16 protein-coding genes are annotated in these 22,261 nt (G+C 63.5%); 8 read left to right on the forward strand and 8 right to left on the reverse strand.

From position 1 onward, the window contains the following. Positions 1–75: 75 nt before the first annotated feature. Positions 76–1,008 (reverse strand): phytanoyl-CoA dioxygenase family protein, encoded by a 933-nt coding sequence (locus tag AC3CB8_RS02490; protein ID WP_352563991.1) that lies wholly within the window; start codon positions 1,006–1,008, stop codon positions 76–78. 423 nt (positions 1,009–1,431) lie between these two features. Between AC3CB8_RS02490 and AC3CB8_RS02495 the strand changes: the two genes are divergently transcribed. Continuing rightward, positions 1,432–3,156, forward strand: a complete 1,725-nt coding sequence (locus tag AC3CB8_RS02495) for a heparinase II/III family protein (protein WP_488377261.1) — start codon at positions 1,432–1,434, stop codon at positions 3,154–3,156. Between the two features lie 105 nt (positions 3,157–3,261). After that, positions 3,262–4,878 carry a bifunctional phosphoribosylaminoimidazolecarboxamide formyltransferase/IMP cyclohydrolase gene (gene purH, locus AC3CB8_RS02500; RefSeq protein WP_023771788.1) on the forward strand — a complete coding sequence of 539 codons (1,617 nt, stop codon included), beginning with the start codon at positions 3,262–3,264 and terminating at the stop codon, positions 4,876–4,878. 146 nt (positions 4,879–5,024) lie between these two features. Here the strand turns inward: purH and AC3CB8_RS02505 are convergent, their stop codons facing one another. Together AC3CB8_RS02505 and AC3CB8_RS02510 are read right to left on the reverse strand one after the other, a co-directional pair. Next, on the reverse strand, positions 5,025–6,398 hold the full coding sequence (locus tag AC3CB8_RS02505; RefSeq protein ID WP_352563989.1) for an MFS transporter: 1,374 nt from the start codon (positions 6,396–6,398) through the stop codon (positions 5,025–5,027). 85 nt (positions 6,399–6,483) lie between these two features. Next, positions 6,484–11,271, reverse strand: coding sequence for an NAD-glutamate dehydrogenase (locus AC3CB8_RS02510; protein ID WP_352563988.1), 4,788 nt, complete (start codon positions 11,269–11,271; stop codon positions 6,484–6,486). A gap of 138 nt (positions 11,272–11,409) precedes the next feature. Here AC3CB8_RS02510 and AC3CB8_RS02515 point away from each other — a divergent pair, with 138 nt between their 5' ends. Next, complete coding sequence (locus tag AC3CB8_RS02515) at positions 11,410–11,973, forward strand: peroxidase-related enzyme (protein ID WP_352563987.1); 564 nt, start codon at positions 11,410–11,412, stop codon at positions 11,971–11,973. Between the two features lie 139 nt (positions 11,974–12,112). Then, positions 12,113–13,933: an aromatic amino acid ammonia-lyase gene (locus tag AC3CB8_RS02520; RefSeq protein ID WP_023771791.1), complete on the forward strand. Its 1,821-nt coding sequence runs from the start codon at positions 12,113–12,115 to the stop codon at positions 13,931–13,933. A gap of 2 nt (positions 13,934–13,935) precedes the next feature. Here AC3CB8_RS02520 and AC3CB8_RS02525 read toward each other — a convergent pair whose 3' ends face one another. Next, the gene (locus tag AC3CB8_RS02525; protein WP_023784204.1) at positions 13,936–14,547 is read right to left on the reverse strand and encodes a LysE family translocator; all 612 of its coding nucleotides are present in this window, start codon (positions 14,545–14,547) and stop codon (positions 13,936–13,938) included. 438 nt (positions 14,548–14,985) lie between these two features. On the opposite strand from AC3CB8_RS02525, the gene AC3CB8_RS02530 reads away from it, so the two are divergent. After that, entirely contained in the window at positions 14,986–15,612 is a 627-nt protein-coding gene (locus AC3CB8_RS02530) for a DUF1062 domain-containing protein (protein WP_352563986.1), read from the forward strand. A 55-nt stretch (positions 15,613–15,667) separates the two neighbouring features. Here the strand turns inward: AC3CB8_RS02530 and typA are convergent, their stop codons facing one another. Beyond that, positions 15,668–17,497 carry a translational GTPase TypA gene (gene typA / locus AC3CB8_RS02535; protein ID WP_023771793.1) on the reverse strand — a complete coding sequence of 610 codons (1,830 nt, stop codon included), beginning with the start codon at positions 17,495–17,497 and terminating at the stop codon, positions 15,668–15,670. 197 nt (positions 17,498–17,694) lie between these two features. On the opposite strand from typA, the gene AC3CB8_RS02540 reads away from it, so the two are divergent. Further along, complete coding sequence (locus tag AC3CB8_RS02540) at positions 17,695–17,976, forward strand: hypothetical protein (RefSeq protein WP_031247846.1); 282 nt, start codon at positions 17,695–17,697, stop codon at positions 17,974–17,976. A gap of 190 nt (positions 17,977–18,166) precedes the next feature. Here the strand turns inward: AC3CB8_RS02540 and AC3CB8_RS02545 are convergent, their stop codons facing one another. After that, the gene (locus tag AC3CB8_RS02545) at positions 18,167–19,450 is read right to left on the reverse strand and encodes an MFS transporter (RefSeq protein WP_031247847.1); all 1,284 of its coding nucleotides are present in this window, start codon (positions 19,448–19,450) and stop codon (positions 18,167–18,169) included. A gap of 74 nt (positions 19,451–19,524) precedes the next feature. Between AC3CB8_RS02545 and AC3CB8_RS02550 the strand changes: the two genes are divergently transcribed. Both AC3CB8_RS02550 and AC3CB8_RS02555 read left to right on the forward strand, forming a co-directional pair. Beyond that, positions 19,525–20,142 carry a TetR/AcrR family transcriptional regulator gene (locus AC3CB8_RS02550; RefSeq protein ID WP_023771795.1) on the forward strand — a complete coding sequence of 206 codons (618 nt, stop codon included), beginning with the start codon at positions 19,525–19,527 and terminating at the stop codon, positions 20,140–20,142. A 44-nt stretch (positions 20,143–20,186) separates the two neighbouring features. Continuing rightward, positions 20,187–20,780 carry a hypothetical protein gene (locus AC3CB8_RS02555; RefSeq protein ID WP_023771796.1) on the forward strand — a complete coding sequence of 198 codons (594 nt, stop codon included), beginning with the start codon at positions 20,187–20,189 and terminating at the stop codon, positions 20,778–20,780. Between the two features lie 9 nt (positions 20,781–20,789). On the opposite strand, the gene ppa is transcribed toward AC3CB8_RS02555, so the two are convergent. Together ppa and AC3CB8_RS02565 are read right to left on the reverse strand one after the other, a co-directional pair. Continuing rightward, complete coding sequence (gene ppa / locus AC3CB8_RS02560) at positions 20,790–21,323, reverse strand: inorganic diphosphatase (protein ID WP_023771797.1); 534 nt, start codon at positions 21,321–21,323, stop codon at positions 20,790–20,792. Between the two features lie 191 nt (positions 21,324–21,514). Then, on the reverse strand, positions 21,515–22,021 hold the full coding sequence (locus AC3CB8_RS02565; protein WP_023771798.1) for a GNAT family N-acetyltransferase: 507 nt from the start codon (positions 22,019–22,021) through the stop codon (positions 21,515–21,517). Positions 22,022–22,261 lie beyond the last annotated feature (240 nt).

Consider the following 22,261-nt stretch of genomic DNA (forward strand, 5'->3'; position numbering starts at 1 on the left):
GTTTTCCGTCCGGAATTGTGCGATAACAAAGAGTTAGAGCAGGCGGCGATCCCATCGAACGCTGAACGCTCTAGACTAAAGCATGTCATCAAGGCTCCAATGATTGCCCCAGCGGGCATCGATTTCGTCGTCGACATTCTGGTAGCGGATATCCGTCGACAGCCGGATCAGCCCATCGAGGCTTTGGTTGGTCGTGGAGGCATGGATCATGTAGGGCGAGTGAAGGACGATGTCGCCCGCTTCGAAATCCGCCATCAGCCAGCGCGTGTCGAACCGCTCCGCCATATCGGGCAGGTCCTTCGACACCCAGCCGCCCTCACTCATGTTGCGATTATAGGCACTGATGCGCTCCTGCGAACTGAGAGCGGAATTGTCCTTGTTGAACTGTCTCTCCAGGGCGGCGCCGACGGCATGTGATCCCTCCAGGTAGACCAGACCGCCCATGTCGACGGTCGTGTCGCCGATCGGTATCCAGGTCGTGACCACCCGGTTGGTGCCTCCGCGTAGATAGACGAGATCGTAATGCGCGGGCGTCGCTATGGCCGTTCCGGGCAAGGTGAAGCGCATGATCTTGCGTTTGTGCAGATAGGATAGGCCGCCCACGAAAGCGTCCATCAAGCGCGCTAGGCGCGGCTGCGCGCAAAAGCCCTCATAACCGGTTGACCGAACCACCGACATCAGCCGGCGCTCGGCGTGCTGACGGTCGACGGCACGACCCGAAGCGATGCCCAGCGAGGGATCCGTACCGGGTTCCAAAAGTCCGCTCTCGGCAAGATGGGAAAGCACCCAGCCACGAAAATCAATCACTTCCCTGCGGGGCAAAAGGCCCTTCAGCCAGACATAGCCTTGGGTCGTATAAAGATGCCGGATGGCTTCAATGCCGACGGACGGGTCGGTCGCGGAAAGGTATCCGAGCCTGTTCGGCATTGTCGACAGCCGCTTGCCGTCGGCTGTGAGGGCAACCGGCGGGATGTCCGGAAATGCCTGCTCATCCGTTGATACCGACATCTCATCACCTCGATCGTTTCGACCTTGGCCGGAGAATACCTTATCATTCGGACCGCTCCCATGGATAGGAAACCGACCTCTGTTTGTTCACGCCTTTCAGCCCTGCATCCTGTTCGCCGGGCAATTGCTGGCGGTATCGATTCGATCGAAACGGTTGCGACGAGGGTCGGGATCGGCGATGCCTTCCGCGTCCCGCGGCTCTTTCGGGAGCGCGAAAACGGCTGGCCCAGCGCGTTTGGCCGCCTCGCCAAGAAGACATAAGTTGCAGGGCAACCGGCTGTATGGCCCGGAAAAGACGTGACTTTTTTAGGGGCGACCCGGCCGCGGCCCCGTTAGGCGCCTTACCGAGGCGAAATCCGCCTTCGCATAAGTTCTTGAATCATATAAGCTTGTGCTTGGGATAGAGGACGACCAGGAGGGGTTTTGGCACTTGCTGCCGGCAACACGACGCGTCTGTGGACGCTGGTCGCGAAGGAGTTCTGGCGCAAGACGCGCCGGCGCCTGCGCGCCGGGCCGGTCTATCGCTGGCGCTATTCGGGCCGCACGCCCGAACGTGTCCTGATCGCACCGCCGGACCTGCGCCTCGCCGATCCGCAGATCGCGCTCGAGATCTACTACGGCCGTTATCCTCTGTCCGGCCACCTGGTCGAGACCGGCGGCAAGTCCCCTTTCCAGATCAATGTTCCCAACCACGGTTGGCAAAAAACGCTGCATGGCTTCCGCTGGTTGCGCCATATGCGCGCCGCCGGAACCGAGCTTGCCGCCGCCAATGCCCGTGCCCTGGTTTCGGACTGGATCGCCATGCATGGCAATCATATTTCGGGCGTTGCCTGGGAGCCAGGCACGACGGCCAAACGCATCATTGCCTGGCTGCAGCACTCCTCCATTGTGCTGCAGGGTGCCGAGTTCCCCTTCTACCGCGCTTTCCTGAAATCGCTGGCCATGCAGATCCGCTATCTCAGGTCGATGGCGCGCGAAATGCCCGACGGCAAGGACCGGCTGCGCGCCCGCATCGCGCTGGCCTTCGCGGCGCTGTCCCTGCCGGCGCCGGCCTCGGCGCTGCGCGGCGCCACCCGCAACCTCGCCGGGGAACTCAATCGCCAGATCCTTGCCGACGGCGGCCACATCTCGCGCAACCCGATGGCGGTGCTGGAAATCCTCGCCGACCTCCTGCCGCTGCGCCAGACCTATGCCAACCAGGCCGAAGCGCCGCCGCAGGCGCTGATCGGCGCCATCGACCGCATGCTGCCGGCACTGCGCTTCTTCCGCCACCAGGACGGCAGCCTTGCCCGCTTCAATGGCATGGGCGCCACAATCCATGACCGCATCGCCACCATCCTGCGCCATGACGACACCGCCGGCGCGCCGCTGCTGCATGCGCCGCATTCGGGCTATGAGCGGCTGGCGATGGGCGGCACCACCGTCATCGCCGATACCGGCCTGCCGCCACCGGTCGACGTGTCCAATGCAGCGCATGCCGGCTGCCTCGCCTTCGAACTGTCGTCGGGCCGCCAGCACTACATCGTCAATGCCGGCATCGACACCTACGGCGCCGCCGAGTTCCGGCCGCTGGCCCGCGCCACCGCCGCGCATTCGACAGCTACCATCAACGACACGTCTTCGGCGCGTTTCACCCACGCGCTGCGGGTAAACGACCAGTTGGGTTCACCGTTGATCGGCGGCCCGCAGCAAGTGCAGTGCAAGCGCATCGACCAGAAGGGCGTCCACGGCTTCATCGCCCGTCATGACGGCTATCTCCAGCGTTTCGGCTTCCTGCATGAGCGCGAGCTGAAACTCTCCTCGGACGGCAATGTGCTGGCGGGCCGGGACCGGTTCCAGCGGCCCGGCAGCACTGCGATCCGCAACAATGGCCGCGATTTCATCACCGTGCGCTTCCACGTCCACCCCGACATCAATCTGCTGCAGGACGAGCAGGAGCGGCTGGTCCTGACCGGCGATCAGGCCGATACGTGGGTGTTCACCTCTAGCGAAGTGGCGCCCGAAGTTGAGGAATTGATCTATTTCGCCGGTCTTGGCGGTCCGCGCCGCAGCCGCCAGATCGTGCTCGCCTTCAAGGCGTCCGAAGTTGCCGAAGTCCACTGGCAGCTGACCCGGACAAAGATCGCCGGTTATCCCGAGAACAATTGAGCTTGCGGCGGCAATGGCACGCCGCAAAATAAGCCAACGCTTGATTTCCGAGCCTCATGTGCTACGGCGCGGGCACGCTCCTCCAGACATGAAAGGCCGCCAGCCATGGCCGTTCCTGCCAAGAACATTCCCGCCCCCGACCTCGTTCCGGTCCGCCGTGCGCTGCTCTCCGTCTTTGACAAGACGGGCTTGATCGACTTTGCCAGGGCACTGGCCGCGGCCGGCGTCGAGCTGGTCTCCACCGGTGGCACGGCAAAAGCGATCGCCGAGGCCGGCATGGCGGTGCGCGACGTCTCCGAGCTCACCGGCTTCCCCGAGATCATGGATGGCCGCGTCAAGACGCTGCACCCGTCCGTGCATGGCGCGCTGCTTGGCGTGCGAGACGACCCCGAGCACGCATTGGCGATGCGCAAATACGGCATCGAGCCGATCGATCTCGTCGTCTCCAATCTTTACCCGTTCGAGGAAGTCCGCCGCTCCGGCGCCGACTACGCGTCGATCGTCGAGAACATCGACATTGGCGGCCCGGCGATGATCCGCGCCTCGGCCAAGAACCACGCCTATGTCGCCATCGTCACCGATCCCGGCGACTACGCCGCGGTGCTCAACGCGCTGGAGATGAACATTGGCTCTCTGTCGCTGGATTTCCGCAAGAAGCTGGCGGCCAAGGCCTTCGCCCGCACCGCCACCTACGATGCGGCGATCTCGGGCTGGTTCGCCGAGGCGCTGGAGATCGAGCATCCAACATGGCGCGCTTTCGGCGGCAGGCTGGCCGAGGTGATGCGCTACGGCGAGAACCCGCACCAGGGCGCCGGCTTCTACGTCAATGGCGACAAACGGCCAGGCGTCGCCACGGCGCGGCAGCTGCAGGGCAAGCAGCTATCCTACAACAACATCAACGACACCGACGCCGCCTTCGAACTGGCCGGCGAATTCGATCCGAACCGCTCGGCCGCCGTCGCCATCATCAAGCACGCCAACCCGTGCGGCGTGGCCGAAGGCACATCGCTGAAAGCGGCCTACGCCAAGGCGGTCGCCTGCGATCCGGTCTCGGCGTTCGGCGGCATCGTCGCCTTGAACCGCACCCTTGACGCCGAGGCAGCCGAGGAAATCGTGAAAACCTTCACCGAGGTGATCATCGCGCCCGACGCCACCGACGAGGCTGCGGCAATCATAGCTGCCAAGAAGAATTTGCGCCTGCTCGTCACCGGCGGCCTGCCGGACCCGCGAACGGCCGGCACGACGGTCAAGTCGGTTTCGGGCGGCCTGCTCGTCCAGGGCCGCGACAATGCCGTGGTCGACGACCTCAACCTGAAAGTGGTGACGAAGCGCGCGCCGACGCCGGCTGAAATGGCCGATCTCAAATTCGCCTTCCGCGTCGCCAAGCACGTCAAGTCGAACGCCATCGTCTACGCCAAGGACGGCGCCACGGTCGGCATCGGCGCCGGCCAGATGAGTCGGGTCGATTCCTCGCGCATCGCCGCGCGCAAGGCGATCGACGCGGCGGAGACCGCAGGCATGGCGGAGCCGTTGACTAAGGGCTCGGTGGTCGCTTCGGACGCCTTCTTCCCCTTCGCCGATGGCCTGCTGTCGGCCATCGAAGCCGGTGCCACCGCCGTGATCCAGCCGGGCGGTTCGATGCGCGACGACGACGTCATCGCCGCCGCCGACGAACACGGCATCGCCATGGTGTTCACAGGCGTGCGGCATTTCCGGCACTAACCTGCCGCTCGGCGTTGAGATGCTTCACGAATTCGCTCCGCTGAGTCGACTGGTGCGGTTTTCGAGAACCGAGCGGAGCGGACATTGGTATCCGTGAGCGCGGAAAATCGCGGCAGGGCGGCCAGTATGGTGAATTATCGAAGGGTCTACTCCGGCCGATCCGCCGGATACGGTGTGCGAACCAGGATCGCCATGCCGATGGCCAGGAACAAAATAATCGCCGCCATGCCAAGCCGGGCCGAGCCGCTGGTTGCGGTAATCGTCGCCACCATGAACGGAGCCAGGAAACTGGTTGCCCGACCGGCCAGCGCGTAGATGCCGAAATAGCGGCCGGATTCGGCTGCGGTCACGCTGCGCGCCATGTAGGAGCGCGACGAGGCCTGCACCGGCCCGAAGGCCAGGCCAATCAGCAGGCCGTACATGATATAGGCCTTTTCGGCCGCCGTACCGAACAGGCCGCCTGAGTCGGCGGTCGAAAGCTGGATCAGGCCGAGCAGCGTGAATCCAGGCCCGGTCGAGACCACGCCGATGGTGGCGATGGACAGCATGACCAGCGAAATCATCACCACCGCCTTGGAGCCCAGCGCGGTGTCCAGACGGGCGGCGACCCAGCAGCCGAAGATGGCGACGACATTGAGGATGATGCCGAACATCCCGATCTCGGTGATCGACCAGTGGAACATGCCCGCCGCGAAGGTGCCGCCCAGCGCCAGCAAGGCATTGACGCCATCCTGGTAGATCATGCGGGCGACGAGAAAGCGGAAGATGCCGCCCCGCTTGCGCACCTCGGCCAGCGTCGATTTCAGCTCCGACAGGCCTTCGCGCACCGCCGGCCCGATCGGGATGCCCTTGATGGCATCGGGCGTAAAGAAAAACATCGGCAGGATAAACAGGAAATACCAGCCGGCCGACAGCGGCCCGGTGGCGCGGGCATCCTCGCCCAGCTGCGGATCGAGCCCGAACAGCGGGGTGATGCCGATTATCGTCTTGCCGGTCTCCGGCGAGCCGGCCAGGCACGTGACGACGAAGATCAGTGCGATCATGCCGCCAAGATAACCGAGGCCCCAGGCCACGTTGGAGACGCGGCCTATCTCGCTCTTCGGCACCAGCCGCGGCATCATGGAATCGTTAAAGACAGTGGAGAACTCCGCTGCCACCGACGCCAGCGAGAACAGCGCCACGACCAGGAACAGGTTGGAACCCGGCGCGGCGAACCAGAGCAAGCTAAGACTGGTGACCTTGATCGCCGCGAAAAACGCGATCCATGGCTTGCGCGGCCCTGTCTGGTCGGCGATCGAACCGAGGATCGGCGACAGCACCGCGATGACCAGCCCAGCCGCGGCGATGCCATAACCCCAGACGGCTTGGCCCGTGGTCGGATCGTCCGCCATGCGCGAAACGAAATAGGGGCCGAAGATGAAGGTGGTGACGACCGTGAAGAACGGCTGCGCCGCCCAGTCGAAGAACATCCACCCCCAGATGCCGCGCCCGGATGCCCGCTGCACTGTCTCTACCGCCATAGTGATTCCCTCGGCGTCCGCTCCGCCCATTTCGGGCGCCATGTCTGCATGTTTCGAATGATCATGCAAACGGACAACCGCTGGCTCACATCCCCGTCAGATCGCTCATTAGCCCCGACGCAACCGACAGTCGCGACACGGTGATGTCGCCGCCCTCCGTCAACGCCTGCAGCCGTTCGCGGATGCGCGCCACCCGCTCGCCACCCGCTTCCAGCCAGGCCGCCACCGGATCGGCCGCCTTACTATGGCCGGTAAGCGCGGCGATAGCGATGCCGCGCCGCGCCGCGCCGATCGTGTCGGTGGCGCGGGACAGAGCGAGCTGGTCATAATAGTCCGATGGCGTGATCGAGCGCGCCGCATCCTCGACGCGCGGGATGCGGAAGGCATCGCTGACGGCGAAGAACGCCTTGGCCGCCGCGACAATATCGGCACCGGCGGTGCGGGCCGTCAGCGCGACGTCGGGGATGAGCTCCGCCGCCTCGCTCATCGCCAACTGCTCGGCCAGCTTTTCCGGGGCGCCCGCCTTGAACAGCCCGTGCCGCTTCTCCTCGATCCGCTCGCGCGAAAAAGCCGGCAGCAGCGAAACAAGCTTGGGCTCCAGCGCCGTGCGCGCATCCTGCAGTTCGGCTATGCGCTGGCCGAGCGGTGCCGTCCCGGCATCGTTCTTCAGATACCAGCCGCTGCTCATATAGATAAGCCGGCTCAGCATCTGATAGAGATCGAGTTGCACCTGGCCGTCGACTTGGTTGTCGAGCGCGTCGATCTCGCGATAGAGCGCGGGCAGCGCAAAGCCATCGCGCACCACGGCGAAGGTGCGCACCACATCGGCTGCGGTGCGCCCCGTCGCTTCCTGCAGCCGGTTGACGAAGGACGGCCCGCCGCGATTGACCAGGTCGTTGGCGACGACGCGGGCGATGATCTCGCGGCGCAGCCGATGGCCGTGGATCTCGGAAGCGTATTTCTTCGCCATCCGGTCAGGGAAATAACCCATCAGGTCGCGGTCGAAATGCGCATCGTCAGGCACGTCGCTGGCGACGATGTCGGAAAACAGCACGATCTTGGCATAGGCGAGCAGCACGCCGAGCTCGGCCCGGGTCAACGGCTCACCGCGCGCCTCGCGCTCGGCAAGGGCTGCCGGCGACGGCAGTGTTTCCACGACACGATCGAGCAGGCCGCGCGCCTCCAGCGCCGTCATGAAGCGGCTCTGATGCGCGATGTCGGCGAGGCCGCGTTTGCGGGCGATCGAAAGCGCCAGCGTCTGCTGGTAGTTGTTGGACAGCACCAGGGAGCCGACCTCTTCGGTCATCTCGGCTAGCAGCTTGTTGCGCGCCGGCCGCGTCAGCGATCCCTTGCGCATCGCCGACGCCAGCGCGATCTTGATGTTGACCTCGACGTCGGAGCAGTTGACGCCACCCGAATTGTCGATCGCGTCGGAATTGCAGCGGCCGCCATTCATGCCGAACTCGATGCGCGCCCGCTGCGTCACGCCCAGATTGGCGCCCTCGCCGATCACCTTGGCGCGCACATCCAGCGCCGTGATGCGGATGGCATCGTTGGCGCGGTCGCCGACCTCGGCATTGGTCTCGGTCGATGCCCTAAGATACGTGCCGATGCCGCCGAACCACAAGAGGTCGACCGGCGCCTTGAGGATGGCGGTCATGATCTCGACGGGTGTAGCGGTCGTCTTGGCGAGGCCTATCGCCGCCGCCGCGGCAGCCGGCAAGGTGATCGATTTCTGGCTACGCGAAACGATCACGCCGCCGTCCGACAGCTTGGTCTTGTCATAGTCCTGCCAGCTCGAACGCGGCAACGCGAACATGCGCTCGCGCTCTCCCATCGAGGCCGCCATATCGGGATCGGGATCGATGAAGATGTCGCGATGGTCGAAAGCGGCGATCAGCCGCGTTTTCGGCGACAACAGCATGCCGTTGCCGAACACGTCACCCGACATGTCGCCGACGCCCACGACAGAGAAGGGCGAGGTCTGGATGTCGCGGTTGATCTCGCGGAAATGCCGCTTGACCGCTTCCCAGGCTCCCTTGGCGGTGATCCCCATCTTCTTATGGTCGTAGCCGGCCGAACCGCCGCTTGCGAAGGCGTCGTCGAGCCAGAAGCCGTGCTTTTCGGAGATGGCGTTGGCGGTGTCGGAGAAGGTTGCCGTGCCCTTGTCGGCGGCGACGACGAAATAAGGATCGTCCTGGTCGCGGCGCACGACACCCGCCGGCGGAATGACGCCGTCGAGGCCGATATTGTCCGTGATCGACAGCAGGCTGGAAACGAAGTTCTTGTAAGCCGATGTGCCGGCCTCGAAGATCGCGTCACGTCCGGCGCTCATCGGCAGTTTCTTGGGATAGAAGCCGCCCTTGGCGCCGACCGGTACGATGACGGCGTTCTTGACCTGTTGTGCCTTGACCAGGCCGAGCACCTCGGTGCGATAGTCCTGGGCGCGGTCGGACCAGCGCAAGCCGCCACGCGCCACCGGGCCGAAGCGCAGGTGCAGGCCTTCGACCTCCGAGCCGTAGACGAAAATTTCCCGCCATGGCCGCGGCGCTGGCAATCCCTCGACCGCCTGCGACTCGAGCTTGATCGCCAGCGATTGGCCTTTTTCTTTCGTATCGGCAACGAAATGATTGGTGCGCAGCGAGGCTTCGATCAAGTTGAGGTAGCGGCGGATGATGGTGTCGTCGTCAATGTTGGGCACATCCTCCAGCGCATCCCTGATCTTTGCCTTGAGGTGCTTTGCCGCCACCACGCCTTCGGTTTCGGCCGTGGGACCGAGCCGGGCGATGAACAGCGCGTGCAGGCCGCGCGCGATCTCGGGATAGCGGTTGAGTGCGGCGGCGATGAAATCCTGGCTCTGCGGGATGCCGACCTGCTGCAGGTAACGGCCATAGGCACGCAGGATGGTGATCTCGCCCGACCACAGGCCGGCGGTCTGGGCAAGGCCGTTATAGCCGTCATTGTCGACGTCGCCGCGCCACACCGACAGGAAAGCGTCCTCGAACAGCGCGCCGCCGTCGGCGAGGTCGATCGGCTTGCCGTAGCTGTTCTCCAGTTCCATGTCGTGGATGAAGACCAGGCCCGACTGGTCGTCGCCGACTTCGAAAGTCCGCTCGCTGATGACGCGGAAGCCTATGTTCTCCAGCACAGGAACGCGCCGCGACAGTGCCACGGGGCTGCCATGGTGATAGATCTTCAGCGCCGCCTGGTGGGGCTTCTGCTCGGCATGCCGGTAGTAATCGATGGCGATCGGATTGCCGGCGCTGATCTTGGCGATGCGTCCGGCATCGGCCAGCGCAACGCCAGCGCTGAACGTATCCCGGTAGCTCTCTGGCAGCCGCGCGGCGATGGCTTTCAACGCCGGGTCGCTGCCGCTGGCTTCGGCCGCATCGGCAAGCGCATCTTCCCAGGTGCGCACGATGTCGCGGATCGCCGCCTCTATCGTCGCCTGCTCGACCTTCGGCGTCTTGCCGCCGGAGCGGCCGATGATGAAGTGCACGCGCGCCAGCCCGCCTTCCGGGAAAGCCGGGTAATAGGCCGACAGCCGGCCCTCGAACGCGGTTTTCAGATAGGCGCCGATCTTCTCGCGCACGACGCTGTCGTAGCGGTCGCGAGGCACGAAGACCAGGATCGAGACGAAGCGGTCGAACTGGTCGGCGCGCACCAGCGCCCGCACGCGCGGCCGCTCGACCAGGCCGAGAATGGCAGCGGCATGCTTGCGCAGGATCGGCACCGGCACCTGGAACAGCTCGTCGCGCGGATAGCTTTCCAGCACGTTGATCAGCGCCTTGCCGGAGTGGTCGTGGCGGTCGAACCCCGACTTGGCGATGATGGTTTCGGCCTTGGACCTGAGATACGGGATCTTCATCACCGAGCGTGTGTATGCGGTCGAGGTGAACAGTCCGACGATGCGCAGTTCGCCCGCCAACGCACCCTTGGCGCTGTAGGTCTTGACGCCAATATAATCGAGATAGATGCGCCGGTGCACCAGCGACTTGGCATTGGCCTTGGTGACGATCAGCGGCTCCGGTCCGTGCAGGAAGGCGCGGATTTCAGGCGTCGTCGTCACGGCCTCGGTGCCGCGCCTCAGCACCAGCACGTCCGGGTCGGTCAGAATGCCGAGGCCCGGTTTTTCGGCGCGCTCCAGATTGCCGCTTTCCTCGCCGCCGGTGTACTTGAATTCACGCATGCCGAGGAAGGTGAAATTATCGTCGCGCAGCCACTCCAGGAAAGCGATAGCCTCGGCGACGCTCTTCTTGTCGAGCGGCACCGCCGAATAGCGGAATTCGGAGATGGCCTGATCGAGGCGGGCCAGCATCGGTCGCCAGTCGTTGACGGCGGCATGCACCTGGCCGAGCATCTTGCGCAGCCGCTCGGTCAAGCCATTTGCTTGTTCGGGCGTCAGCCGGGGAATATGCACATGGATCACGCTCAGCCGGTCGTGGCTGCCGTCATCCCTGGCGAAATTGCCATCCCCGAGGATTTCGTCGACGCCCGTCTTGCCGTGGCGAACCGTGACCACCGGATGGGTGACCAAGGTCGGTTCACCGGCGGTTTCTGTAACCTCGCCGAGAATGGAATCGAACAGGAAGGGCATGTTGTCGTTGACGACCGTGATGACGGTCACCGGGCGGCCTTCGCGAACCACGCCCGAATCGGCTTCGACGGCGACGACGCACTCACCCTTATTGTGGGCGGCGACCGCCTGACCGGCCAGATCGGCGGCACGCTCGAGGTCGGCCACGTCATAGGCGGCGATATCCTCCGCCGGCGCGCGGGCGAGCAGGTAATCGGCGAGCCTGGCCGGCCTGTCGTCGGCCTTAGCCGCAGGTGCCTTCTTCTTCGACTTAGCTGCGGACTTCACGCTGGCCATGACGCTTCTTCCCTCCCGTCGCATGCTTTTGCGACTATGGTAGCAGATGACCGCTGTTTGGCGACAAAGGTTTGACGGCTTGCCAAGAATTCTCGGAATTCGGCGGCAAGGCTTCGCATGACGAGGAGAAATGACACGATGACCGGCAAAATCACCGCGCTAGACCTGGCCGCCGGAGAGCTGATCGAGCCGACAAAAGCCTATTTCGCCAAATGCGAGGAAAAGCTCGGCCTCGTCCCCAACGTGCTCAAGGCCTATGCCTTCGACGACAAGAAGCTGCGGGCCTTCACCGACATGTACAATGACTTGATGCTGGGCGAGTCCGGCCTGTCGAAACTGGAACGCGAGATGATCGCGGTCGCCGTCTCCTCGGTCAACCATTGCTACTATTGCCTCACCGCGCATGGCGCGGCGGTGCGCCAGCTCTCGGGCGATCCCCTGCTTGGTGAGATGATGGTGATGAATTTCCGCGCCGCCGATCTTTCGCCGAAGCAAACGGCAATGCTCGAATTCGCCGTCAAGCTTACCGAGGAGCCGGCCAGGATCGTCGAGGCCGACCGCGCTGCCCTGCGCCAAGCCGGCTTCAGCGATCGCGACATCTGGGATATCGCCTCGACCGCGGCCTTCTTCAACATGTCGAACCGTGTCGCGTCCGCGATCGATATGCGGCCGAACGACGAATACCACGCCATGGCGCGATAGGGCCACGCGCGTTCCACCATCGGTCCTACTTCGCATCAAGCGTTGACAGGCGAATGCCGCCAGCTAGTTTTCCGGAAACAATATTTCCAAGGGGTGAAACTTGATGCCCGAGGCCAACGCTTCGTGAATGGGATCCCCTATGCTTGATGCAATTGCCAAACCCGGGATTTTTCTCCGCGCCCTGAGCATGACGCTGGCGCTCGCCGCTCCACCCGCTCACGCCTTCGAGGCGTCATCCGTCTACCAGCCCATTTTCGAGACAGCGGCGGCCAAGACAGTAACCTTGACCGGCCACGACCTGACCGTCGAACAGGTCATCGACATCGCCCGCAATGGCGCCAAGGTCGAGCTCAGCCCCGAGGCGCTGCAACGTTCGACGGACGCTTATGGCCTGCTGCTCGAAGGTGCCGCCGAGGGTATCACCATCTACTGGTTCAACCGTGGCGCCGGCGACCAGCGCGAGACGGTGATCTTCTCGGGCGATCCGACGACGCCCGAAAACAGCAAACTGCTCAAGGATCAGCAGCTCGCCCGCTTCAAGGGTGGCGTCAACAGAGGCTACGGGCCGGAGCTGCAGGAAGAAGCGCTGGTGCGCGCCATCATGGCGATCCGCGCCAACACCATGTCCTACGAGGCTGCCAGCCCGCAGCTGACGCACCTGCTGGTCGACATGCTGAACAAGCGGGTGACGCCGGTCGTGCAATCGCGCGGCACGTTAGGCGAAGGCGACCTCGCGACGCTGGGCAATATCGGTGCGACCATGGTCGGCGAAGGCGAAGCCTATCTCGATGGCGTCCGCATGCCGGCCACACAGGCCCTTTCCCAGGCCGGTCTGAAGCCTCTCGAACCTTTCGCCGCCGACCAGGCCGCGCTGATCAGCACCAATGCCTACGCACAGGCACAGGCGGTGCTTTTGCTGGAGGACGCGCGAAAACTGCTGGAGTGGACCGACCTCAGCTACGCCATGGGGCTGAACGGCATGAATTCCAGCGTGACGCCGATTTCCGCACCCGTGCAATCCATGCGGCCTTACCCATGGCTGACATGGGATGCCGCGCGGGTCATGGACATGATCAAGGGCAGCTATCTCTTCGATGAGGACCAGACCCGCATCATCCAGGATCCGGAAAGCATGCGTGCCTCCAGTCAGCGCCAGGGCTCCGCCTGGCAGGCCTGGGCGGATCTGCGTCAATCCGTGCTGCTCTCCATCAATTCGTCGGATCACAATCCGGCCGTGCTGCCGGGCCTGACGCCGCAGAGCTCGCCTGAGCTGAGCACGCCGCAATTCATGAAATATTATATCAAGGGCGGGCCGCTGAGTGGCGGCAAGTCCGGCTATATCTTCTCCAACGCCAACTGGGATCCTTATCCCATGGCCAATCAGGTCGAGGCTTTCACCATCTCGCTCACCAATCTCGGTGTCGCGGTGGCGCAGCGCATCGAGCGCTTCCGCAACCCCTTCTTCACCGTGGTCAAGCCGGCCGATGTGCTGAAGCCCGACGAGCGCAAGGACATCCCGACCTTCGATGGCTATCTGCCGACCGATCTCTGGCAGGAACTGGCCGACCTGGGCACGCCGGTGACGCCGAATGGCCAGGCGATCGTCGCCACCGTCGAGGACCTGGAAGGGCAGACCCGCATCAAGACGCAACGCGCCCGCGAGGCGGTCGACATATCCTTCCATCTCTTGGCGCAGGACCTGTTGACGGCGAGCTATTGGATGGAAATCCGCAAAGCGCAGAATCCGCAGCGGAAATTCGGTGAGGCGCCAACCGCGGCGCTCGAGGCGCTGCGCCAGGTGATCCCCTGGCATCAGGAGGCATCGGAACGGCAAAAGCGGCCGCTCGGCATGGTCGCCTACGATTTCATGCAGGAGAACCCGGCCTCGAAATTCTATTCCGGCGGACCGCCGGCACCGACGGCCGCCGCCATGCCCGCGGCCGGCGTCTTGCCCAGATAGCCTTACCGCGCCGCGATGGCCGCCGCCGCACCGGCCATCGTCGTGGCGCTGACGCGGTTGGCGATCTTCATGGCGCGCTTGCTCCTGAGGAGCTTGCGCGCCTGCGAGGCGGCGAGCACCCAGGCGAGATCGATGGCGATCAGCACCACCGCCATGGTCGCCGTCAGTTCGACCCAGCCGACGAGACTAACCGAAGCGAGGTCGATGATGGTCGGCAACAGCGCCAGGTAAAACATCATGATCTTGGGATTGCCGAGCGTGACGGCCATGCCGGCGAAGAAAAGCTTGCCGGCCGAATCCTCACGCGGCATCTCGCCGTCCTTGGCGTCGACCGGCGCCGTCCACATCTTCCAGGCAAGATAGGCCAGGTAGAGAACGCCGACCCATTTTACGACGACGAAAGCGAGATGGAAGGTCTGTGCCACCACGGCCAGCCCAAACACCGCCAGCGACAGCCAGATGCCTTCGCCGATCCACATGGCAAGCAGGAACGGAAACACATCGCGAAACCCCTTCGAGATAACGCGCGCGACAAGCGCCGCGATCGATGGGCCAGGCGAACCGGCGGCCACGAACAAGGCGGCGGCGAAGATCAGCAGCGAGGCGAGGTGCATGGCGAGGGTCTCTGCGTCAGGGCTCCATCAATCACAATAACCCGACAGCTGGGTCTCTGGCAAAGGCAAGACAATATGGACCATGGCCGCTGTCTCTACAGCGTGGCTTGGGGAGCCCCTTGCAGCCCCAGCGTCACGCCGCTAGAAGGGCCGCCGCGAAACAATTTCGAGCTTCACTTTGCCCCAGTAACCACCGGTCTCGTCAACTCCCCCGACACACCTGCATGGCGCCGGATCAGCGGTGCCCGTTTGCAATTTTCATGTGTTCCTCTGGGCGGCGGTTCGAGACCGGTTTGGCATTGCTGAACCGCTGTCGCTCGGCTTTCCGCTAGCGACACCTGACATCACAATCTCCGCAGCCACCCGCCACGCCGCGCCCACATGGGCATCTCGATAGCGCCGACCGGATGAACTTCCCAACGGGAAGGACTTACCGGCATGTCTTCGGCCCTGCGCATCCACTGGACGATCGCGCCTGAAATCGCACCACGCCCCCTGATCAACTGCAATCGCTGCGGCTTCGTGAAAGCCTATCGCTGCAGCGAGAAATTCCGCGTCAACGCCAACGGCAAGCGCATCGACGTGTGGCTGATCTATCGCTGCGTCGACTGCGACAATTCCTGGAATTTCGGCATTCTCGAGCGCTGCAACCGGCGCGATATCGCGCCGGCACTGCTGGCGGCGCTCGAAAGCAATGATCCCTCACTGGTCCGGAGCCATGCCTTCGACATCGTCGCCCTGCGCAACCAGGTGGGACGCGTCGAAGAGTTTCCTGACGCCGTCGTGCGCAAGCGGGTGATCGGCGGGATTAAGCGAGGCGCGATGGCGCTGGAACTTCGGCTCGGTCTGGAAGTACCGGTATCGTTGAGGCTCGACCGGCTGCTTGCCAACGAACTCGGCATCTCGCGGTCGCGGCTTCAGGCGTTGGACGAGCGGAGGCTGCTGACCATCGAGCCGGATGGAGCAAAGGCCCTGCGCAAACCGGTCCGAGAGGGAGTGACAATCCGCATCGATCTCGCCAGCGAGCCCGACCGGCGGACCATCATCTCGGCCGCTGGTGGATGAACGAAAGAAGGCGGAGCACAAGTGCTCCACCCTCTCAAACTCGGAAAAGCAAACCTTACGCCGCGCCGACCGCCTTCGACGACTTCTCGAAACGCTTGCGCTCGTTCGGGTCGAGATAGAGTTTGCGCAGGCGAATGGTCTTCGGCGTCACTTCGACCAGTTCGTCGTCCTGAATCCAGGCCAGCGCGCGCTCCAGCGTCATGCGGATCGGCGGGGTGAGCTTGACCGCCTCGTCCTTGCCGGCGGCGCGGATGTTGGTCAGCTTCTTGCCCTTCAGCACGTTCACTTCGAGATCGTTGTCCCGGCTGTGGATGCCGATGATCATGCCCTGATAGACCTTGACGCCGGGATCGATGACCATCGGGCCGCGGTCTTCGAGGTTCCACATGGCGTAAGCCACCGACTCGCCCTGTTCGTTGGAGATCAGCACGCCGTTCGTGCGACCAGGCAACTCGCCCTTATAGGGCTCGTAGGCATGGAACAGCCGGTTCATCACGGCGGTGCCGCGCGTATCGGTCAACAGTTCCGACTGGTAGCCGATCAGGCCGCGCGTCGGCGCGTGGAACACGATGCGCTGGCGATTGCCGCCCGAGGGACGCAACTCGACCATTTCGGCCTTGCGCTCCGACATCTTCTGCACGACGACGCCGGCATGCTCCTCGTCGACGTCGATGACGACTTCCTCGACCGGCTCCAGCAATTCGCCGTTCTCGCCCTTCTGCATGACGACGCGCGGACGCGAGACGGCGATCTCGAAACCTTCGCGGCGCATGGTCTCGATCAGGACGGCGAGCTGCAATTCGCCGCGGCCGGAAACGAAGAACGAATCCTTGTCGGGCGATTCTTCGATTTTCAGCGCGACATTGCCTTCGGCCTCGCGCAGCAGACGGTCACGGATGACGCGGCTGGTGACCTTGTCGCCTTCGGTGCCGGCCAACGGGCTGTCGTTGACGAGGAAGGACATGGTCACGGTCGGCGGATCGATCGGCTGTGCATGCAGCGCCTCGGTCACCGCCAGGTCGCAGAACGTGTCGGCGACGGTTCCTTTCGACAGGCCGGCAATGGCGACGATGTCACCCGCCTGCGCTTCTTCGATCGGCTGGCGCTCGAGGCCACGGAAGGCAAGTATCTTGGAGATGCGGCCTGTCTCGATCTGGGTGCCGTCATTGTGCAGCACCTTGACCGCCTGGTTGGACTTCAGCGTGCCGCTCTCGATGCGGCCGGTGATGATGCGGCCGAGGAACGGGTTTGCTTCCAGGATGGTGCCGATCATGCGGAACGGGCCGGGATGAACGGTCGGCGCCGGCACATGCTTGATGACGAGGTCGAACAGCGGCGCAAGCTGCTGGTCCTTCGGGCCTTCCGGATTTTCCGACACCCAGCCATCGCGGCCCGAACCATAGAGGATCGGGAAGTCGAGCTGCTCGTCGGTGGCGTCGAGCGCGGCGAACAGGTCGAACACCTCGTTGACCACCTCGACATGGCGCGCGTCCGGCCGGTCGATCTTGTTGATGACGACGATCGGCCTCAAGCCCACCTTCAGCGCCTTGCCGACGACGAACTTGGTCTGCGGCATCGGGCCTTCGGCGGCATCGACCAGCACGATTGCCGAATCCACCATCGACAGGATGCGCTCGACCTCACCGCCGAAATCGGCGTGACCGGGCGTGTCGACGATATTGATGCGCGTGTCCTTCCAGTCGACCGAGGTCGCCTTGGCCAGGATGGTGATGCCGCGCTCCTTTTCGAGATCGTTGGAATCCATGGCACGCTCGGCGACGCGCTGGTTGTCGCGGAAGGAGCCGGACTGTCTCAAAAGCTGGTCGACCAGGGTGGTCTTTCCATGGTCGACGTGCGCGATGATCGCGATATTACGGAGGTTCATGATCTGGTCTCGGAAGCGTTGCAGGCAGCAGGCCAAAGGCGCTGCCTCTTTCGGTTGCGCGGCTCATACAGGGTTTTTCGCAGTTGCGAAAGGGGACGCGCGACACCAAATACTCATCAAATCTTAAGCATCTGCGTGTGAAATGATTTTGTTAACCAAGGCGGGAACCTTTTCAGGGCCCGGACAGTTCGAACGTCATGACCGATAGACTCAACCGATTTTGGCCGCTTATCGCTTCCGCCGCCTTTGCGATGCTGCTGGCGGCCAACGCCGCGCAGTCGGCCGCGACGCTGAAGGAAACGCGGCACGTCTTGCCGGATAACTCGCCTTCCGCGCAGCAGGCCTTTGCCGACGCGCCTGACGGCGTCGACCCGGTGGTGACCGGCCCGGTCAGTGCCGCCTTCAAGCAGAGACAGGCCAGCGCAAACTGCGATAGCGCGGTTTGGCCCAACATTCCAATGGTCTGCTACCCCGATTGATCGTTCGCGCCTGTCCTTAGACGCTGAGATGTGTTGAGGTTCAGGTCAGGCCGAGCCGAAAATGGTGGATTAGAGAACCGGAGCGGAGCGTACATTTTGTACGTGAGCACAGTTCTACTGCAACGCAGTAGAACTGGAAGCGCAGGAAGCCGCCGTTTGCAGGCCGGCCTTACCTGAACATGGACGCGCCTCAAGCCGGCTGCGGTTCCGGATCGAAGGCCGGCCGGCTGGTGTTGATCAGGAGCGAAATACAGGCCGCCGCGATCGCCGTCATGCCGGCGATCAGGAACGCCAGTTCGTAATTGCCTTGCAGTTCACGCATCGTGCCGCCGAAGGCGGCGGCGGTGGCGGCACCCACCTGATGGCCTGCCACGATCCAGCCGAACACGATCGGCCCGCTGCGGTCGCCGAAGGCTTCGTTGGCGAGCCTTAAAGTCGGCGGCACGGTGGCGATCCAGTCGAGACCATAGAGCACGGCGAAGATGATCAGGCTGGTTGCCGAGAAGCCGGAATAGGGCAAATAGATCAGCGACAGGCCACGGATGGCATAGTAGACGCCGAGCAGTTTGCGCGGATCGTAACGATCGGTGAGCCAGCCGGACAGCGTCGTGCCGATCAGGTCGAAAATACCCATCATCGACAACAGGCCGGCCGCCTGCACCTCGCCGATGCCCATGTCGCCGCAGAAGGCGATCAGATGCGTGCCGACCAGCCCGTTGGTGGTGAAGCCGCAGACGAAGAAGGTGGCGAACAGGTACCAGAAAACCCGCGTCCCGGCGGCGCGGCGCAGCGTGTTGAGCGTATGCGCCAAGAAATTGCCCTGTGACGCGGGCGAAGTCGGCGGCACATCATCCGCCTCGGCGCCATAACGCACCATGCCGATCGAGGACGGGCGCTCTGGCACCAGCAACCAGACCAGAGGGATCAATGCCGCGGTGGCGATCGCGACAGCGATGACGACAGGCCGCCAGCCGCCTGTCTGGGCAAGCGAGGCGATCAGCGGCAGGAAAATCAGCATGCCGGTGGCGCTGGAGGCCGACATCAACCCCATGACAAGACCGCGATTGGTCTTGAACCAGCGGTTGACGATGGTGGCACCAAGGACGCTGGCGACAGCGCCGGATCCGATGCCGGAAAAAACGCCCCAGGTGATGAACAGATGCCATGGCTTGGTCATCAGCAGGCTGAGCGTGGTCGAGGCCGACATCACCACCAGTGACGCCAGCAGCGTGCGGCGCAGGCCAATGCGTTCCATGAGCGCCGCGGCGAACGGACCGGTCAGCCCATAGAGCAGGATGCCGACGCCCGCGGCGAGCGAAATGACGTCGCGCCGCCAGCCGAAACTGTTTTCGAGCGGCAGCATCATGACCGAAGGCGCCGAGCGCAGGCCGGCCGCGATCAGCAAGCAGAGGAAGATGACGCCCACCACGACGAAGGCGTAGCGCTGGCCAAAGGGACGGGATTGAGCTATCATGTTACTGACCGGTACGTTGCAAGGTGGGAGCATGTATACGTACCGACCGGTAACATTGTCAATCGGGTCCCATCATGCCAAGCGACAAAAATATTGAACCGACCATCAGCGACGGTCATGCGTCGGCGCCACCCAAGGCCGCTAAGAAGATCCTCGACGTGGCCTATGACCTGTTCTACCGGCGCGGTATCCGGGCGATCGGCGTCGACGAAATCGTCAAACGTGCCGGCGTCACCAAGCCCAGCCTCTATCGCAGCTTTCCCTCCAAGGACGAGCTGGCTGCCTCCTACCTCAGGCAATACGATCTTGAATATTGGGAGCGTTTCGACGAGGCCGTCGCCGCCAATCCCGGTGACCCGCGCGCTCAGATCAAGGCTTTTCTGACCCGCATCGGCAAGCGAACGCAAGTGGCGGACTATCGCGGCTGCGGAATGACCAATGCGGCGGTCGAATATCCCGACCACAGTCATCCGGCTCGCGTCGTCAGCGAGGCCAACAAGCAGGAATTGCGCCGCCGCCTGCGCGCCATGGCGGCTGCGATGGGCGCGCAAGACCCTGACACGCTGGGCGACGGGTTGCTGCTGCTTATCGAAGGCGCCTATATCAGCGGCCAGCTGTTCGGCCTCGGCGGACCCGCGCAGTCGGTTGCCCGCAACGCCGACTTGCTGATCGAAGCCAGCTTGAAGAAATAGCGATTGGCGATACGCTGGGGCGACCTCCAAGAGAGATCTCCGCCATGCGCAGCCTGTTGATCCCGCTCACCTTCGCCGGCCTTTGCCAGGCGGCACAGGCCGGCGACATATCCAGCACCTACACCGACCTCGACTGGAAGAAGGACTGCGTGACCTATGCGCGGGCCGAGCAGGGCGACGGCGACTGGGCCGACCTCGCCTGCTCCGGCTATCGAGGCTATCCCGTACTGGTCGGATATGACGACGCCCGCGAATCGCTGTTCTATGGTTTTCCGCCCGGCGGCGACATGACGTCCGCCTGGGAAAGTTTTTCCGCCTTCAATTCGTCCGGAGCCAAGGTCGAGTGGCGCGTCGAAACCAATGGCGACAAAGCCGTGCCGTTCGCGGCCATCCACCGTCGCTCGATCAGCAATGGCGAGGACGAGACCAAGAAGACCGAGGTGCTGCTCGTCGCCAAGGTCGCCCAGATGGACGCCCGCGAAGGCTGCACCGTCGGCCTGGTGCTGGCCACCGGTAACCCCGCCGCCAATGACCAAGCGCGCAAGATCGCCGACGAGAAGGCAAAAGGCTTCGCCTGCGGCAAGGACAAACGCGTGGTTATTGGCGACGTGCCGGCTTTCGGCCGGGTCGATAACTGACCGCTCGAGCTACTTGCTCGTCTTCGCCCGGTCGATCGCGTCCATGATCATCTTCTTGGCGTATTTGGAATCATGCCAGCCTTCGATCTTGACCCATTTGCCAGGTTCCAGATCCTTGTAGTGCTCGAAGAAGTGCTGCACCTGCTGGCGCGTGATGTCGGGCAGTTGCGTGTATTCGGTGACGTTCTCGTAGCGCAGTGTCAGCTTCGGCGACGGCACCGCGATGATTTTTTCATCCTGGCCGGCATTGTCTTCCATGATCAGCACACCGATCGGCCGCACGTTGATCACGCAGCCCGGCACAAGGGCGCGTGTGTTGCAGACCAGCACGTCGATCGGGTCGCCGTCGCCCGACAGCGTGTGCGGCACGAAACCGTAATTGCCGGGATAGCGCATCGAGGTGTGCAGGAAGCGGTCGACGAACAGCGTGCCGGCCTCCTTGTCCATCTCGTACTTGATCGGCTCGCCGCCGATCGGCACTTCGATGATGACATTAACGTCCTCAGGCGGATTCTTTCCGGTGGCTATGGCTTCGATGCGCATGTCTTTTGTCCCTCTCTCGATTGGCAGGAGATAGCGGGCGGCGCAAAATGGTGCAATGCGGCGAATGGTGCTTACATGCGTCCGGCGAGACGCGATGGCGTTCGACGAGTTCAATCATCGGCACAAGATGTTTCAGCGTCGTGATGTGCGTGAGCCCGCGACCACGCCTTCCGCGATCATCCCCCAGGCGGTCAGTCCCAGACGAAGGCGACCTTCTTCAGCGCCTTCTGCTCGAAAATCTCGACCCCTTCGGCGATGTCGCGGCCGCCGGCCCCGGCATAGAAGGCAAGTGCGTTCTGGTTGTCTTCCAGCGCCCACACCACCATGCCTTTCAGTCCATGGTCGGCGAGACGAGCCCTGGCCGCCGAAAACAGCCGCCTGCCGAGCCCTATGCCCTGATATTCAGGGCGAAGGTACAATTCGTAGATCTCGCCCTGCTGCTTGAGCTCCTTGGCGCGGTTCTTGCCGATCGTCGCATAGCCGGCGATCGTGCCGCCGATCTCGACGACGAGGACGGTGGCGGCGCGGCGGATGGCGTTGGCCCACCAGTCGCTTCCGCGACGGTTGATCATCGATGTCAGCGTGCGGTGCGGAATGATTCCGCTATACGCGCCGCGCCAAGCCTCGAGGTGCACTTCGGCGATGGCGCCGGCATCGCGCGGGTCTGCCTTCCGAATGTCGATCGTCAGCGTATTCATGATTAGTTAACCATAAACCCGCATCGCCCGATTGCAAGAGTCCGGGCGGCCCATGGTCCGCTTTCGCACAGACGATCATGACACTGCCGACATTGGCCAAAGCCTGCCTGAAAACGCGCTCAGCCGAGGCGGATGGCGTGGCTTTCGAGTACCCGGAGCGCAGCGGACTTTTAGGGTTTGTGGCATCGGAAGCCCAGAAAGCCGCGTCGGGCGTTCGGCTGAGTAGCATTTGCTAGGTAG

It is taken from the genome of Mesorhizobium sp. P160927, from assembly GCF_057766385.1.

Excerpts from the sequence above, each read along its gene's own strand:
- typA (WP_023771793.1), bottom strand. The coding sequence starts at position 17,497 with ATGAACCTCCGTAATATCGCGATCATCGCGCACGTCGACCATGGAAAG.
- AC3CB8_RS02545 (WP_031247847.1), bottom strand. The coding sequence starts at position 19,450 with ATGATAGCTCAATCCCGTCCCTTTGGCCAGCGCTACGCCTTCGTCGTG.
- AC3CB8_RS02505 (WP_352563989.1), bottom strand. The coding sequence starts at position 6,398 with ATGGCGGTAGAGACAGTGCAGCGGGCATCCGGGCGCGGCATCTGGGGG.
- AC3CB8_RS02555 (WP_023771796.1), top strand. The coding sequence starts at position 20,187 with ATGCGCAGCCTGTTGATCCCGCTCACCTTCGCCGGCCTTTGCCAGGCG.
- AC3CB8_RS02520 (WP_023771791.1), top strand. The coding sequence starts at position 12,113 with ATGCTTGATGCAATTGCCAAACCCGGGATTTTTCTCCGCGCCCTGAGC.
- AC3CB8_RS02525 (WP_023784204.1), bottom strand. The coding sequence starts at position 14,547 with ATGCACCTCGCCTCGCTGCTGATCTTCGCCGCCGCCTTGTTCGTGGCC.
- AC3CB8_RS02515 (WP_352563987.1), top strand. The coding sequence starts at position 11,410 with ATGACCGGCAAAATCACCGCGCTAGACCTGGCCGCCGGAGAGCTGATC.
- AC3CB8_RS02540 (WP_031247846.1), top strand. The coding sequence starts at position 17,695 with ATGACCGATAGACTCAACCGATTTTGGCCGCTTATCGCTTCCGCCGCC.
- AC3CB8_RS02490 (WP_352563991.1), bottom strand. The coding sequence starts at position 1,008 with ATGTCGGTATCAACGGATGAGCAGGCATTTCCGGACATCCCGCCGGTT.
- AC3CB8_RS02565 (WP_023771798.1), bottom strand. The coding sequence starts at position 22,021 with ATGAATACGCTGACGATCGACATTCGGAAGGCAGACCCGCGCGATGCC.
- AC3CB8_RS02550 (WP_023771795.1), top strand. The coding sequence starts at position 19,525 with ATGCCAAGCGACAAAAATATTGAACCGACCATCAGCGACGGTCATGCG.
- ppa (WP_023771797.1), bottom strand. The coding sequence starts at position 21,323 with ATGCGCATCGAAGCCATAGCCACCGGAAAGAATCCGCCTGAGGACGTT.
- AC3CB8_RS02510 (WP_352563988.1), bottom strand. The coding sequence starts at position 11,271 with ATGGCCAGCGTGAAGTCCGCAGCTAAGTCGAAGAAGAAGGCACCTGCG.
- AC3CB8_RS02530 (WP_352563986.1), top strand. The coding sequence starts at position 14,986 with ATGTCTTCGGCCCTGCGCATCCACTGGACGATCGCGCCTGAAATCGCA.
- purH (WP_023771788.1), top strand. The coding sequence starts at position 3,262 with ATGGCCGTTCCTGCCAAGAACATTCCCGCCCCCGACCTCGTTCCGGTC.